This window comes from Duganella sacchari (genome assembly GCF_900143065.1).
GTDB lineage: Bacteria > Pseudomonadota > Gammaproteobacteria > Burkholderiales > Burkholderiaceae_D > Rugamonas > Rugamonas sacchari.
Genome location: NZ_FRCX01000005.1, coordinates 141,844 through 157,203, shown reverse-complemented (window position 1 = coordinate 157,203; position 15,360 = coordinate 141,844). Strand labels below are relative to the sequence as shown.

Below are 15,360 nucleotides of genomic sequence, written 5' to 3'. Positions count from 1 at the left end.
AACCCCAAAAGTTTGGGGTCTGACCCCGCACGGGGTCAGACCCCTGTGCGCCGCATTGCGGGGTAAACGATTCCCGCATGTGGTGTCATGACATCAGTGTCACCGCGTCTGCGCCGGCGGCGATACGCATTGGGGCAGCGGCATCCGTCGCTGCCAGCCACACCGCCTTTGCCACATCAATCGCCTCCGTCACTTCCTCCGTCGATTGCGCCCAGCCTGCAAACACGCTATCCGTCAGCTCCGCGTAAGCCTCCGACAATTGGACTCGCTGCTTCGCGTTCGCGCCAAAGCTGGTGCCCGGTGCACGGCCCGGCAGCACCACATGCGCGCGGATGTTGAAGTGCTTGAGCTCCAGTGCCAATGACTCCGTGAACGCATTCACCGCCGCCTTGCTACCTGTGTAGACCGATAGCAGCGGCAGCGCTTTCAAAGTCACGCTTGACGTCACGTTAATCACCACACCCGCGCGGCGTTCGCGGAACTGCGGCAGCACTGCTTGCGTCATGGCGATGGTGCCCAGCGTGTTGGTCTCGAAGACCTCGCGCGCTGTGGCCATGCTGCTGCCTTCCAATGCGCCCAGCATGCCGATGCCGGCATTGTTGACCAGTACATCGACAGGCCCCGCCGCCTCGATCAAACGGCGAATGCTGTCTGCATCGGTGACGTCCAGCGGCAGCACGCGCAGGCGCGCGGAACGTGGCAGCAGGTCGTCGCGTGGATCGCGCATGGTGGCGATGACGTTCCAGTCGCGCTCCAGAAAATGGCGCGCGGTTTCCAGGCCAAAGCCGGACGAACAACCGGTGATGAGGATGGTTTTCATGTGAACTCCAGTGAGGTGAATGTGCCACCACTGTAGTTGTCTGCCGCAAGACTGACTATAATCGTTAGTCCACGTTTCATTAGCAAGAGTCCAAATATGGTTGATCCGCTTGCCGAAGTTGTCTCCCTGTTGCAGCCGCGTGCGCGGTTTTCGAAAGTTGTCGGCGCTGCGGGCGCCTGGCGTGTGCGCCGCTCGCACGCGGGCCAGCCTTTCTACTGTGTGGTGCTGGAAGGCGAGAGCTGCCTGACCGTCAGCGGCCAGGCGCCGTTGCCGCTGCAGCAGGGCGATTTTGTGCTGATTCCCGAGTCGCACGACTTTGCCATGACCAGCATGCAGCCGCCACCACACGACGTCCCCGACGCTGCACCGGTTCAGCTGCCACATGGCGAGTTCCGCCTCGGCGACACCGGCGGCGTGGCGCAAACTGTGCTGCTGGTCGGCCATTGCGAGTTCGCTTCGCCCGATGCGGCGCTGCTGGTGTCGCTACTGCCGCAGCTCATCCACATACGTGGCGAGCAGCGCCTGGCCACCATCGTGCAATTGGTCAGTGGCGAATCGCGCGCGCAAAGGCCGGGACGCGATGTCGTGCTTGCGCACCTGCTGGAAGTGCTGCTGATTGAAGCGCTGCGTTCAAGCGCGGGCACTGCTGCTTCGCCAGGCCTGCTGCGCGGGCTGGCTGATGAACGGCTGGCGCAGGCGCTGCGCCGCATGCATGGAGAAATCACCGCGCCATGGACGGTGGCGCAACTGGCGAAGGAAGCTGCCCTGTCGCGCTCCGCTTTCTTTGAACGCTTCAACCGCGCCGTGGGCGTGGCGCCGATGGCGTATCTGTTGCGCTGGCGGATGGCGCAGGCCAGGCATCTGCTGCGCGCGCAGAACAGCGTGGCCGAGGTGGCGCAGCGTGTGGGCTATGGATCGGCCAGCGCTTTCAGCGTCGCCTTCACGCGGCACGTGGGCTTGCCGCCTGCGCGTTACGCGCTTACGCCACCGAACGCGCTGCCCGCTTGATCGCCTGTGGCGGCACGCCGTAGGCGCGGATGAAGGCGCGGCGCATGCGTTCGGGATCATCAAAGCCCACTTCGCGCGCCACCACGTCGATGGCGTGATTGCCTTCTTCGATCATGTTGCGCGCTGCTTCCACGCGCAGCGTCTCCACCGCCTTGGCTGGCGATTGACCGGTCTCCAGCCGGAACGCGCGGCTGAATTGGCGGCGGCTCAGGTGTGCCGCATCGGCCAGTTCGTCCACCGACAAGGGCTTGCGCAGATTGCGCTTGGCGTAGGTCAGGGCGGTCTGGATGCGGTCCGATTTTGGCTCCAGTTCCAGCAGCGCCGAGAACTGCGATTGGCCACCGGTGCGACGGTGATACACCACCATCTTGCGTGCCACCGCGCGCGCCAGTTCAGCGCCGTGATCAGCTTCCACCAGGGCCAGCGCGAGATCGATACACGCCGTCATGCCGGCTGAACTCCACACGTTATCGCTCTGGATGAAGATGCGGTCTTCCTCCACTTTCGCCTTGGGATACAGGCGTTGCAGCTCGCGCGCCAGCGCCCAGTGCGTGGTAACGCGAAGGCCATCGAGCAAGCCCGCTTCCGCCAGGCAGAACGCGCCGGTGCAGATGCTGGCCGTGCGGCGCGATGCCAGGCTGGCTTCACGCAGGAAGTCGAGAAAGCCAGGCGTGGAGCGGATCAGGTCCATGCTGCCTGCGACCATGATGGTATCGAAGGCCGGTGCATCAAAGCGCTGCGTCACCACCGGCACGCCGGCGGAACTCATCACCGCACCGCCATGCTCGGACAGCATGTGCATGTCGTAATACGGCCCGCCCGGCATGGCGTTGGCCACCTCGAAGACGGTCACCGCTGCCAGATCGACGATCTGAAAACCGGGGAAAAGCATCAAACCGAGGGATTTTTTCATGATGTCCCAAAATGAGGTATCTACTTCACATGGGCCTTAGTCTGCGCCTCTACACTGGCCCTGTCAACTTAATCAAAGGAGCAGACAACATGACAACCGCAATGATTACTGGCGCGTCCTCGGGCATAGGCGCAGTGTATGCAGACCGTCTGGCCCGCCGTGGCTATGACCTGGTCCTGGTGGCGCGCGATGGCGCCAAGCTGGCCGCACTGGCGGCCCAACTGGAAGCGTCTACGGGGCGCAAGGTGGACACCATCGCCGCCGATCTGGGCGTGAACGCAGACCTGCGCCGCGTCGAGCAGCGCCTGGCCAGCGATGGCAGCATCGGCCTGCTGGTCAACAATGCCGGCCTGGGTGCGGTGAAGCCGCTCATCGATTCGACGCCGGAAGAGCTGGACACCATGATCAATGTGAACGTGACCGCATTGACGCGACTGACCCGCGCCTTGGCGCCCGGCCTGGTGGCGCGCGGCGAGGGCGCCATCATCAACATCGCGTCGATTGTCGCGCTCAAGCCGGAGTTGCTGAATGGCGTCTATGGCGGCAGCAAGGCCTTTGTGCTGGCGCTGAGCCAATCGCTGCACCATGAGCTGGGTGGCAAAGGCGTGCAGGTGCAGGCCGTGCTGCCGGGCGCCATTGCGACGCCGTTCTGGGACCGCGCCGGCCATGCAGTCGAGAACCTGCCTGCCGAGTGGGTGATGACGCCGGAAGCTCTGGTGGATGCCGCACTGGCGGGCTTCGACCAGCGCGAGCTGGTGACAGTGCCGTCGCTGCCGGACCTGGAAGACTTCAACCGCATGGAGCAGGGGCGCCATGCGCTGGCTGCCAACCTGTCGCGCAACAAGCCGGGCGTGCGTTACTTAACCGCCGCGTAACCCGGCACGGCAACGGTTTGAGGTAAGCTCTTGGCTGACGAAGCCAGGGGCTTCGCTTTTTGTGATGGAAACCGTATGCTGATTAATTGTGTGGCCTACCAGGATGGCAAGAAACTGGCCGACATACCGGTCGAAGACATCAGCGAGTATGTCGAGAAACCGGAAACCTTTGTCTGGGTGGCGCTGCGCGACGCCCTGCCTGAAGAACTGGCCAAGATGCAGGAAGAATTCGGCCTGCACGAACTGGCTGTGGAAGACGCCAGCCGCGGCCACCAGCGCCCGAAAATCGAAGAGTATGGCGATTCGCTGTTCGTGGTGGTGAAGACGATTGAATGCCATGAGGGTGAAGTGGCGGTGGGCGAAGTCGATATTTTCGTCGGCCAGAATTACGTGCTGTCGTCGCGCGACGGCCAGAGCCAGCAAGGCTTCCTGGGCGTACGTGCGCGCGCCGAGAAGGAGCCGCACATGCTGCGCCTTGGCCCGGCCTTCGTGCTGTACGCGCTGATGGACGCGGTGGTGGACCGCTACTTCCCGGTGCTGGATATGCTGGAGACGGAGCTGGAGAAAATCGAGGAGATGATCTTCACGCAGGGCCGCCAGCGCGACAACATCCAGCGCCTGTATGAACTGAAGGGCAAGGTCACGCTGGTGCGCCACGTGGTGTCGCCGCTGATGGAAGCGGTGGGACGGTTGCACGGTGGCCGCGTGCCATCGATGTGCCAGGACACGCAGGAATACTTCCGCGATGTGCACGACCATCTGCACCGCATCAGCAGCTCGCTGGACGGCATACGCGACACCATCGCCACTGCGATGCAGGTCAACCTGTCGATGGTGGCAATAGAAGAAAGCGAAGTGAATAAACGGCTGGCGGCATGGGCGGCGATCTTCGCGATCGTTACCGCGTTTGCGGGCCTGTGGGGCATGAACTTCAAATACATGCCGGAGCTGGACTGGAAGTATGGCTACCCGATGGCGGTCGGCGTGATGGTGGCGGTGTGCCTGTATCTGCACCGGCGCTTCAAAAAGTCTGGCTGGCTGTAGACGAAAAAATCCCGGTGGTCCTGAGCATACTCAGGACCACCGGGAATCGGCGATCAACGATTAGAAGTCGTAGGTCGCGCGGACGTAAGCAGTACGGCCGGTTGGGTCGGTGTAGCGCGGGTCATAGCCAGCCTGGAAATGGCCCGACTGGTACGACAGCGGCGGTTCACGGTCAAACAGGTTGCGCACGCCAACGGTCAGGGTCAGGCCGCGCATTGCGGTCCACGAGCCGTAGCCGTCGAACGTGGTGTACGACGCCACACGGTGGGTTGGATCGTTGTCGGTGACCTGATCGACGTAGCCCGATTTGTAGTGACCCGTCAGACCGGCGCCGAACTTGCCCTGATTCCAGTTCAGGTTCAGCGTATTTTGCCAGCGGAAGATAGGACCGTCGCCCGAGTACACGCCCACCTTGTTGTGCATCTCGTCGCCCGCAAAGTTCTGGTACTCATACTTGTGTACCCAGGTACCGTTGTAGGCGAAGGTGAAGTTGCCGTAGTCCTTGGTGCGCAGACGGTAGTTGGCCGAGAGGTCGACACCATTGGTGTTCATGTCGCCCAGATTCTGGGTACGCAGGTCCAGGTAGCCGCAGGTGACCGGATTAGGGCACTGCGAACCATCCACGGCCAGGTTGCCCGAGGCGTTGCGGATGATGTGCGAAGCGAACAGGTCCGGGTTGTTCAGCACGTCGTAGTCAGCCAGGCTGCCGATCTGCTGGGTCAGGCGGATCGACCACCAGTCAGCGCTCACCGACAGATTGTTGATCGGCTCCCACACCACACCTACGGTACCGTTTTTCGAACGCTCAGGGCTCAGGCCCTGCTGGCCACCGTTCAGCACCTGGAACTGCTGGTCGCAGTTGGCCGATGCTGGCTTGCCTGGCTGTGGTACGCCGGCCGGGCAGTTTTTCGGATCGTTCAAGGTGTCGGCTGCGTTGGTGTATGCGTTGCCAGCATTGATGTCATACAGCGACGGCGCGCGGAAGCCCTTCGAGTACGAACCGCGGAACAGCACTTCCTTGGCTGGCTGGAAACGGAAGCCGAGTTTCGGATTGGCGGTATGGCCAAAGTCGCTGTACTTGTCGTAACGCACGGCAGCGGTCACGTCCAGGTTTTTCAGCACCGGCACGTTCAGTTCGCTGAAGAAGGCCGAGACATTGCGCGAACCTTCGTTCAGGGTGTTTGGATCGATACCGGTGGAGGCGATTACCTTGGCGGCAAACTCCGGATTGGCTGCGCTGCGGAATTCCTGGTGCTCGTATTGCACGCCAACTGCCAGGCCTGCCTGGTGGCCGTTCTGGAACCAGTCGCCGACTTCGCGGCTGAGCTTCAGGTCGGCGCCCTTGCTGGTGCCCTTGGCGTTCTGGATGTTGCCGTTCAGTGCGGCGCTGTTGAGCAGCGCGGTACCGGCGGCGCTCTGGTCGCCAAACGGATTGATCACGCCATCCAGCACGCCCTGGGTGATGATGCCGCCGTCGCTGTAGCCGTACAGGTTTTCCTTGACCTTGTTTTCATTGTAGGTCACGGCGCCGGTGTAGTCCCAGCCAGCGAGCACGCCGGTCATCGAGACGACCAGGCGTTGCTGCTTGTTGATGTTTTCATCCGCACGGGCGCCGTTAGGCAGGTCGCGCCAGCGTGCGCTGACGAAGCCAGGCTTGACGCCGGCCGTGGCGGCGCCGTCGGCGTCCATATAGTTTGGATCGAGGCCGGCTGCGGTTGGGAAGTACGGATTCGGCGTGCCGTCCGGACGCAGGCGGTTCATGTACAGGCCGCCGTAAGGCACCGGGGCAATCGCGCTCTGGACCTTGCTCTGGGTCGACAGGAATTCAATGCCCAGCTCGTGGTTTTCATTGATCTTGACGGTGGCTTTGACCAGGCCGGTGGTGCGCTCGCTCTTCGGCACGTAGTCCACGAAGGACGAAGTGGTCATCTGGCACTGGCCGTTCTTGCCAGGGATCAGGTGGCTGCCGGTGGTGCAGCCTGGGCCGGCAGGGTTGCCCGCCAGGTCGCCTTGCGCCCAGTTGGCCGGGAAGGTCGAGGCCGACAGGCCGCCCGCATAGCGGGTGTTGAAGTCACGCTGGGTGCCGCCGATGCGGTGCTGTTCCTGGTGGTCCACCATCGCGAAGATGTTGAAACCGTTCTTGTCCAGGTCGCCCCAGCCGTAGCCGGCGTTGAAGTTGTTGGCAAAGCCGCCGTCGTGCTGCGGATTGTCCGCGCCCACGGTGATGGTGCCGCCCTGGTAGTCTTTCTTGGTGATGAAGTTGATTACGCCGCCCACTGCATCCGAACCGTACAGCGCCGAGGCGCCGTCACGCAGCACTTCCACGCGTTCCAGCGCGGCAAACGGGATCATGTTCAGGTCAGGCGCCGAGCTGTCGTAGGCATTGTTTGCCAGGCGACGGCCGTTCAGCAGTACCAGCGTCTTGTTGGCGCCGATGCCGCGCAGGTCGGCAAACGAGGCGCCGCCGGTGCTGGCGCCGACCACCTGGCTGGTGCCCTGGGCTGCTTGCGACACGCTCAGGTTGGCCATGACTTGCTCGATCGTGGTAATGCCTTCCTTCTTCAGGTCAGCCATCTTCACCACGGTGACCGGCACCGCAGTCTCAGCGTCGATACGCTTGATTGCCGAACCGGTAATTTCTACGCGCTGGATCGGCGCGTCTTGGGCGAATGCCGGTTGTGCCAGCATCAGGGCGGCGCCGCTTGCAAACATCACACGCAGCGATCGCGACAAAACAGTTTCCATCATCATTGATCAACTCCTTGGGGGTGTTTCTTGCTTCTTTGTTATTGAAACTTACACTATGAATAATCCATCACTGAAATTATTCAGGCGAGTCATCAGACCACTCGCCGTCACGCACGGTCAATTGTGCTTCTGTAACAGCGTTGAAATAAACAACACTTCCTGCGGTTTTTCCCAAAAATAACGAGTTTTTTACACAAAAATACAAAGTATTTGGATATTTATAGCGGGAACGTGCTAGCGCGGGGCGAAATATAAAACCATGTTTACGCGGATAAATAACGATACAATTGACCTGACTTAGCGATGGGGAGTCAGGCAATGAGCGAGCTAGAAGAGGCGGTGCCGCTGTTCGATGCGGCCGATGGGCGGGCGCTGGCCGAGGCTGCGCTGCGGTCGATTACGGCGTCAACCTCGCGTGCCCGTGGCGACGACTTCCTGCGCATCCTGGTGCGCGATCTGGCGCATGCGCTGGATGTCACCTACGTCATTGCCGGCCGCGTCATCACCTTGGACGACGGCGATGAGGGCATCCGCACGCTAGCCGTATGGGCCGGCCAGGACTATTTGCCGAATATGGAATACAGCTTGCGCCACACGCCGTGCCAGGACGTGACCGACCAGTGCATGTGCTTCCACGCCAGCGGCATCCAGGCCGATTACCCGGAAGACACGCTGCTGGTCGATATGAAGGCGGAAAGCTATATCGGCATGCCCATGATCGATACGGAAGGCAAGACCCTGGGCATCCTGTCCGCCATCGACACCAAACCGATTTCCGAGGACAAGCGCCTGCTAGCGCTGTCGCTGCTGTCGATTTTCGCGGCGCGCTGTGCCGCCGAGTTGCAGCACCAGGAGCGCGAGCAGCAGCTGGAAGCCAAGGTGCAGCGCCGCACCGAGGCGCTGCTGGCAGCCCAGGCGACGCTGGTGGAGCAGGAAAAAATGGTGGCGCTGGGAACGCTGGTGGCGGGCGTGGCGCATGAGGTCAATACGCCGATCGGCGTGGCGGTCACGGCCGCGTCCACCATGACCAGCTATGCCGAGGATTTATTCAAATGCGTCAGCGGCGAGCGCGTCAGCCGTTCCGAACTGCTGGTGACGGTGCAGCGTTTGCGCGAAGGCGCGCAGCTCATTGAGCGCAACCTGGCGCGCGCGGCTGATCTGATCGGTAACTTCAAACAACTCGCGGTGGACCAGGGCAGCCAGCATGAATCGGAGGTGCGGCTGCGCGAGCATGCGCTGAGCGTGGTGTCGGCGCATGGACCGGAGTTGCGCAAGGTGGGCATTACGGTGGAGGTCGATATCGCTGCCGATCTGCGTACGCGGCTGGACACGGGGCGCTGGTCGCAGGTGCTGTCGAACCTGCTCATGAACGCGGCCAAGCATGGCTATCCCGATGGCGGTCCGGGCAAGGTGACGCTGGCCGCGCACATGGCGCTGGAAGGCGGCGCCTACTGGCTGCTGCTGGAGTTTGCCGATGACGGCATCGGCCTGACGCAGGAAGTGCGCGAGCGCCTGTTTGAACCCTTCTTCACCACCAAGCGCGGGCAGGGCGGTTCCGGGCTCGGCATGCACATCGTGTACACGATTGTGCACCAGATGGGCGGGCAGGTGGCGGTGGCGCCCAGTGCTCCTGGCACCGGCTGCCGCCTCAGGCTGCGGCTGCCGGTCCGGAGTGCCAAGCCTTAGGCTTGTTGCGCGGCCATCGACAGCGCCACGGCTTCCGCCACCTTGATGCCATCCACGCCGGCGGACAGGATGCCACCCGCATAGCCCGCACCTTCGCCGGCCGGGAACAGGCCCAGCGTGTTCAGGCTTTGCAGCGTGTCGTCACGGCGCTTGATGCGGATCGGCGACGAGGTGCGTGTCTCCAGGCCCGTCAGCACGGCGTCATGCTTGAAGTAGCCCTTGATCTGCTTGTCGAATGCCGGAAAGGCTTCGCGCAGCGCGGTCACGGCGTACTCCGGCAGGATCTGCGCCAGGTCGGTCAGCGTGATGCCCGGTTTGTACGATGGCACCACGGCGCCGAACTCGGTGGATGGGCGGCCGGCCACAAAATCCCCCATCAGCTGGCCTGGCGCATTGTAGGTGCCGCCGCCCAGCTTGAAGGCTTGCTCTTCGAGGTCGCGCTGCAGGGCGATGCCGGCCAGCGGATGGCCCGGATAATCGACTTCCGGTGAAATGCTGACCACAATCGCACTGTTGGCGTTGCGCTCGTTACGCGAGTACTGGCTCATGCCATTGGTGACCACGCGGCCCGGTTCGGACGCCGCCGCCACCACCGTGCCGCCCGGGCACATGCAGAAGCTGTACACGGCGCGGCCATTGGATGCGTGGTGCACCAGCTTGTAGTCGGCTGCGCCCAGGATCGGGTGGCCGGCGCTGGGACCGAAGCGGCAGGCGTCGATCAGCGATTGCGGGTGTTCAACACGGAAGCCGATCGAGAACGGCTTGGCCTCGATATATACGCCGCGGTCGTACAGCATCTGGAAGGTGTCGCGTGCACTGTGGCCGATGGCCAGGATCACGTGATTGGTGACGATCTGCTCGCCGCTCTCGAGCGTGATGCCGCGGATCTGGCGGCCGTTGGCGGTTTCTGCCACATCGATGTCAGTGACCTTGCTCTCGAAGCGGTATTCGCCGCCCAGCGCCTCGATGGTTTCACGCATCGATTCCACCATCTTGACCAGGCGGAAGGTGCCGATGTGGGGCTTGCTCACATAAATGATCTCTTCCGGCGCCCCGGCCTTGACGAACTCGGTCAGCACCTTGCGGCCGTAGTGTTTCGGGTCCTTGATCTGGCTGTACAGTTTGCCGTCCGAGAAGGTGCCGGCGCCGCCTTCGCCAAACTGCACGTTCGACTCCGGGTTCAGCTTGCGCTGGCGCCAGAAACCGAAGGTATCGACGGTACGCTCACGCACCACCTTGCCGCGCTCGACGATGATAGGGCGGAGGCCCATCTGCGCCAGGATCAGCGCGGCCAGCAGGCCGCACGGGCCGATGCCGATGACCACCGGGCGCTGGAAGTCCGGGTGCGCGGCCAGCGCCTTGCCGTCGGCAACGAATTTATAGGCGGTGTCCGGCGACGGCATGATGTGCACGTCGTTGTGATGGCGCTGCAGTACAGCGGCTTCGTCCTTGAGGGCGATATCCAGCGAGTAGATCAGGACGATCGCCGACTTTTTGCGGGCGTCATAACTGCGTTTATAAACGGTAAAGCCGAGCAGGTCGTCGGCCGTGATGCCCAGGCGCGCAATGATGGCGGGCGGCAGTTGTTCTTCCGTATGGTCCAACGGAAGCTTGAGTTCATTCAGTCTCAGCATGGTGAGTGTTCCAGCAGGTGATAGGGCTCCGTAGCTAGCGGAGAGCGTCGCGGCCAGTCCCCTCGGACAGCGGCCGCAGGCGTTATTTTACCTGCTCAGGCGGGGCGCGGTCTAATCCCCTGAATTGGTTCATGAATTGATTTTTTAAAGATAATGCCGGGATTATTAATCTGGATTATGTGGGATTTATTTCATATTTAAATCAGATAATCCGATAAAACATACTTCATTAGTAAAGTTAAAAATGCACCTTGATATGCACCAATTTCGGGCGGATGCACCTAAAACGGGCGTTGCGGGAAAACAACGACAATGCTTTTGGGTAATAAACGTTGTCATAACCATTTTGACATGACCATGACAGTCAAGCGCAGTTTTGTAACAACAATGATACACAGGCCGCATTGCGCTGCACAAATATTAAGTAAAATTCAATCGAGTGATGGCAGTATCAATGCGAATAATTATCTTTGTTCTCAATATTTAATTTTGATTTACGTTGATTTACATAAATAAAAGTATTGTTACATATCGCATTGGTAGATGTGCAATGAAATATCTTGCGGTGCAGCAAAAGAAAATTGCGTAAAGTTCTTGCATTGTTGCGCTGCTTGCGGTCCGTTGTTTTCACGAAACATTGCTCCCCCGTTGTTGACAGTTTTGGCGGCCCAATGGTTTCATGCACTGCGCCTGCAAATAACCATTTTGCCAGGTTCAATAAGCGAGATTCAGCACCCTTGATAATCAACCCAGGGCGGTTCAGCCCCAAGGTTAATATCCATCACAGGTTTAAAGAATCCTTCGGGCTGGCCACGCAATATGCCGGTTTTTTAAATAAAACATGGCCTTTTGATGGTTTAGGTTTCTCCTCCAACCGGGGAGTTTAATAATGGGAGTTTTACAATGATTCAAGAGAAAAAGATGTCGCGTACCTTGCGTACCATGTTCGCTGGCTCGATGCTGGTGGGCATGACCGCAATGATGCACAACGCTATTGCACAAGACGCGGCACCGCAGCAGAAGATTGAATCGGTGCAAGTGACCGGTACCCGTATCACCACGCCAGGTACCACCTCGACCAGCCCGATTTCTTCCGTGAGCGCCGAGGAAATCAAATCGTCCCAGCCTGTGGCGGTGGAAGAATTCTTCAAAGGCCTGCCAGCGGCAGTGCCAGCAATCGGTCCAGGTACCAATAACGGTTCTGCCGGCGGTGCGACCATCGACCTGCGTGGCCTGGGCCCTAACCGTACCCTGGTCATGATCAACGGCCGCCGTCTGGTACCGTTCAATCTGAACGGTACGGTCGACACCAACTCGATTCCTATCGCACTGCTGAGCCGTGTCGACCTGCTGACCGGTGGTGCATCGGTTGCGTACGGCGCGGATGCCGTGGCCGGTGTGGTCAACTTCAACCTGAAAAAGAATTTCACCGGTATCGACATCACCAGCTCGTATGGCGCCACCGCTGACCAGCATGACGGCAAGCGCAAGCGTACCGACCTGACCATGGGCGCCAGCCTGGATGAAGGCCGTGGCAATGTGGTGCTGAGCATCGGCAAAACCGTGTCGGATCCAGTGACCCAGGGCGCGCGTGATTTCGGCGTGACCAGCCTGAGCTCGGTAACCGGCAAGCCGACCGGCTCCAATACCACCATTCCTTCCGGTTTCGCGATTGGCAAGGGTACCGGTGGTACCGATACCCTGGCCGGCAACTGGCAGATCGATCCGGCCAGCGGCAAACTGGTCAGCCCATTGGTGCAGTACAATACCAATCCGCTGAACTACTACGCGACGGGTCTGGACCGTACCCAGGCAACCTCGCTGGCCAACTACAAGATCAATGATCACTTCGAAGCGTATGCTGAAGTGTTCTACACCGCCAGCAAAGTGAGCTCCACCCTGGCTGAATCGGGTACTTTCGGCAACGTCTTCAGCGTGCCGATCGGTAACGCTTACATCCCTGAACCCGCACGCCAGCAGATTTGCGCGCGCCGTGGCATTTCGGCAGCGAACTGCGTGGTAGGCAACACCACCCTGGTGCCAATGACGGTCAACCGCCGCTTTGTCGAGCTGGGCCCGCGTTTCAATAACTTTGACAACAAGACCCTGCAGTACAACCTGGGCCTCAAAGGCGATCTGTTCATGGACTGGACCTATGACGTGTCCTGGAGCCGCGGCAGCGCCGACCAGATCCAGACCCGTCTGAACTGGGGTTCGCTGTCGAAGGTGCAGCAGGCACTGAATGCTGTCAGCACTACCGCTTGCGTGAATGCGGCGAACAACTGCGTACCGCTGAACGTGTTCGGCGCTGCTGGCAGTATCACCCCGGCCCAGCTGGCGTTCATCAACTCCAGCGCCATCCTGCTGCAAAACGTACAGCAAGACGTAGGTTCGGTGAACTTCTCGGGTGATTTCGGCAACAAGTTCGTCAGCCCATGGGCAGGTACGCCAGTCACCATGGCAATCAGCGCTGAACAGCGCAAGGTCGTCGCCGGCACCCAGTCGGATGCTGCTTCGCAGATCCAGGGTGAAGTGCTGGGTACCGGTTCGCCTACGCCGGACCGTGTAGGTACCTTCCGTCTGCGTGAATACGCGGCTGAAGCGCAAATCCCGCTGATCAAGGACAAGAGCTTCTTCCGCAGCTTGAATGCTGAAGCCGGCTACCGCGAGACCTCGTTCGAAACCGCCGGTGCCAAGCAGAGCTACGGCAGCTGGAAACTGGGCGGCGACTGGGAACCAGTCAAATCGATCCGTTTCCGTGCCAACGTGCAGAAAGCCACCCGCGCACCTAACGTCAACGAGCTGTTCCAGCCGCTGACCACGGGTCTGTCCAACCTGGCAGTGGATCCATGCCAGCTGGGTAACATCAAGCAATCGGATGCCAACACGGCGGGCACGCTGTCGAACCTGTGCCGTCTGACCGGTGTGCCAGTCAGCGAAGTCGGTTCGGTGCCAGTGCCATCGTCGGGCCAGATCAACAATCTGACCGGCGGCAATCCTAAGCTGGGCCCTGAGGAAGCGAAAACCAAGACTCTGGGCTTCGTCTGGGAGCCAGTGCCTAAGCTGGCCATCTCGCTGGACTACTACGAGATCAAGATCGACAAAGCCGTATCGAGCCTGAGCACCACGGACATTCTGGATGCTTGCTACAAGAACAATCCTACGTTCGCTTTCAATGATGCGTGCGCGGCGATCGGCCGTAACCCAGCTAACGGTACCTTCAACGGTGCTGATTCGAAGGGTGTGTTCACGCCGCTGTCGAACTCCGGTTATCAGAAAACCAGCGGTTTCGATCTGAACGTGAACTACAAGCTGCAAGCACGTCAGCTGAATCTGGATCCCAAGTACGGTAACTTTGATCTGTCGTTTGCACTGAACCAGGTGCAGTCGTTCGACTTCAAAGGCACCCCGACCTCGGATACGCGTAATTGCGTTGGTTACTACTCGGTGGCTTGCGCCAGCATCAGCAACTCGACCGCTCCAGTGTACAAGCGCAAGTTCAACCAGCGCACTACCTGGAATGTGGGTGAGTTTGCAGTGGGCTACAACTGGCGTTATGTCAGCGCAGTTGATGTAGAGCCAGGTTCGGGCACCTTCCTGCCAGAGTACTCGCACATCAAGGCCTACAACTATGCAGACCTGTCGGGTGTGTGGAACTACAGCAAGAACCTGCGCTTCAACCTGAGCGTGAACAATGCGTTCAACAAGAAGCCGCCTATCGTCGGTGCTAACGTGTCGACCACCTCGATGGACAGTGGTAACACCTTCCCTAACGCCTACGATGCACTGGGCCGTTATGTAACCTTCGGTGCCAGCCTGAAGTTCTAAGCTTCAGCATTGCATAGAAACTAAAAACCCCTCGCAAGAGGGGTTTTTTTATTGGTGCTTATATATTAGAGGCCACCCCAGGCCGCACTTAATATGGCGACCGCGGCCAGTGCGGCGGTTTCGGTGCGCAGGATGCGCGGACCCATGGCCAGCGGCAGGGCGCCGTGGCGGATCGCCAGCGCTTCTTCCTGGTCGCTGAGACCGCCTTCCGGTCCGACCACCAGCGTGACCGCCTGCGGCGGCTGGTGGCGCGCCCAGTCGGCCAGCGACTGTTCGGCGCGCGGGGTCAGGATGATGCGCCGGTGCAGGTCCTGCTGGGTGATCCACTGCTTGTAGTCCTGCGGCGGCGCCAGCTGGGCCAGGCGGTTGCGGCCGCTCTGTTCGGACGCCGAGACGATGATGCCGCGCCAGTGGTCCAGCTTCTTTTCCGCGCGCTCGGCCGACAGCCTGACCACGCAGCGCTGCGCCGCCAGCGGCTGGAAGCCGGACACGCCCAGTTCGATGGCTTTTTCGATAATCCAGTCCATCTTGCTGCCTTCGGGCAGGGCCTGGGCCAAGGTGACGGCAAACGGCAACTCGGCCTCGCGCGGCGTATGCGCCTTGATTTCGGCGTTGGCGCTGCGGCGCGCAATGTCGGTCAGCGCCGCTGCGTATTCGTCGCCGTCGCCATTAAACAGGGTGATCAGGTCGCCCGGCGCCAGGCGCAGCACCTGGATGTGATGGGCAACGGCCTCGGGCAGGGCGACAAGCTGGCCGATCGCCAGGGGCTGGGGGCAGAAAAAGCGGGGCATAGCGTGGTATCCG

General features: G+C 60.7%; 11 protein-coding genes. 5 read left to right on the top strand and 6 right to left on the bottom strand.

Annotation, left to right across the window (positions count from 1 at the left end; translation table 11 throughout):
- Positions 1-85: 85 nt before the first annotated feature.
- Positions 86-820, bottom strand: a complete 735-nt coding sequence (locus BUA36_RS12225) for an SDR family oxidoreductase (protein WP_072784837.1) — start codon at positions 818-820, stop codon at positions 86-88.
- A 96-nt stretch (positions 821-916) separates the two neighbouring features.
- Between BUA36_RS12225 and BUA36_RS12220 the strand changes: the two genes are divergently transcribed.
- Positions 917-1,828 (top strand): AraC family transcriptional regulator, encoded by a 912-nt coding sequence (locus BUA36_RS12220; protein ID WP_072784836.1) that lies wholly within the window; start codon positions 917-919, stop codon positions 1,826-1,828.
- Here BUA36_RS12220 and BUA36_RS12215 read toward each other — a convergent pair.
- Positions 1,800-2,741, bottom strand: a complete 942-nt coding sequence (locus BUA36_RS12215; RefSeq protein ID WP_072784835.1) for a GlxA family transcriptional regulator — start codon at positions 2,739-2,741, stop codon at positions 1,800-1,802. The two genes, BUA36_RS12220 and BUA36_RS12215, sit on opposite strands and share 29 nt — an antisense overlap.
- Before the next feature lie 89 nt (positions 2,742-2,830).
- On the opposite strand from BUA36_RS12215, the gene BUA36_RS12210 reads away from it, so the two are divergent.
- Both BUA36_RS12210 and corA read left to right on the top strand, forming a co-directional pair.
- On the top strand, positions 2,831-3,616 hold the full coding sequence (locus tag BUA36_RS12210) for an SDR family NAD(P)-dependent oxidoreductase (RefSeq protein WP_072784834.1): 786 nt from the start codon (positions 2,831-2,833) through the stop codon (positions 3,614-3,616).
- Positions 3,617-3,691: 75 nt separating this feature from the next.
- Positions 3,692-4,660 carry a magnesium/cobalt transporter CorA gene (corA, locus tag BUA36_RS12205; protein ID WP_072784833.1) on the top strand — a complete coding sequence of 323 codons (969 nt, stop codon included), beginning with the start codon at positions 3,692-3,694 and terminating at the stop codon, positions 4,658-4,660.
- Between the two features lie 60 nt (positions 4,661-4,720).
- Here the strand turns inward: corA and BUA36_RS12200 are convergent, their stop codons facing one another.
- Positions 4,721-7,411: a TonB-dependent receptor gene (locus tag BUA36_RS12200; protein ID WP_084560122.1), complete on the bottom strand. Its 2,691-nt coding sequence runs from the start codon at positions 7,409-7,411 to the stop codon at positions 4,721-4,723.
- A gap of 315 nt (positions 7,412-7,726) precedes the next feature.
- Here BUA36_RS12200 and BUA36_RS12195 point away from each other — a divergent pair, with 315 nt between their 5' ends.
- Positions 7,727-9,094 (top strand): GAF domain-containing sensor histidine kinase, encoded by a 1,368-nt coding sequence (locus BUA36_RS12195; protein ID WP_167544284.1) that lies wholly within the window; start codon positions 7,727-7,729, stop codon positions 9,092-9,094.
- Here the strand turns inward: BUA36_RS12195 and BUA36_RS12190 are convergent.
- Complete coding sequence (locus BUA36_RS12190; protein WP_072784831.1) at positions 9,091-10,728, bottom strand: NAD(P)/FAD-dependent oxidoreductase; 1,638 nt, start codon at positions 10,726-10,728, stop codon at positions 9,091-9,093. The genes BUA36_RS12195 and BUA36_RS12190 overlap by 4 nt on opposite strands.
- Before the next feature lie 451 nt (positions 10,729-11,179).
- Positions 11,180-11,497: a hypothetical protein gene (locus tag BUA36_RS30280; RefSeq protein WP_139260513.1), complete on the bottom strand. Its 318-nt coding sequence runs from the start codon at positions 11,495-11,497 to the stop codon at positions 11,180-11,182.
- Between the two features lie 134 nt (positions 11,498-11,631).
- Between BUA36_RS30280 and BUA36_RS12185 the strand changes: the two genes are divergently transcribed.
- A complete protein-coding gene (locus BUA36_RS12185) occupies positions 11,632-14,556 on the top strand; it encodes a TonB-dependent receptor domain-containing protein (RefSeq protein ID WP_084560121.1) in 2,925 nt (974 codons plus the stop codon).
- A gap of 65 nt (positions 14,557-14,621) precedes the next feature.
- Here BUA36_RS12185 and BUA36_RS12180 read toward each other — a convergent pair whose 3' ends face one another.
- Positions 14,622-15,347, bottom strand: a complete 726-nt coding sequence (locus BUA36_RS12180; protein ID WP_072784829.1) for a 16S rRNA (uracil(1498)-N(3))-methyltransferase — start codon at positions 15,345-15,347, stop codon at positions 14,622-14,624.
- Positions 15,348-15,360 lie beyond the last annotated feature (13 nt).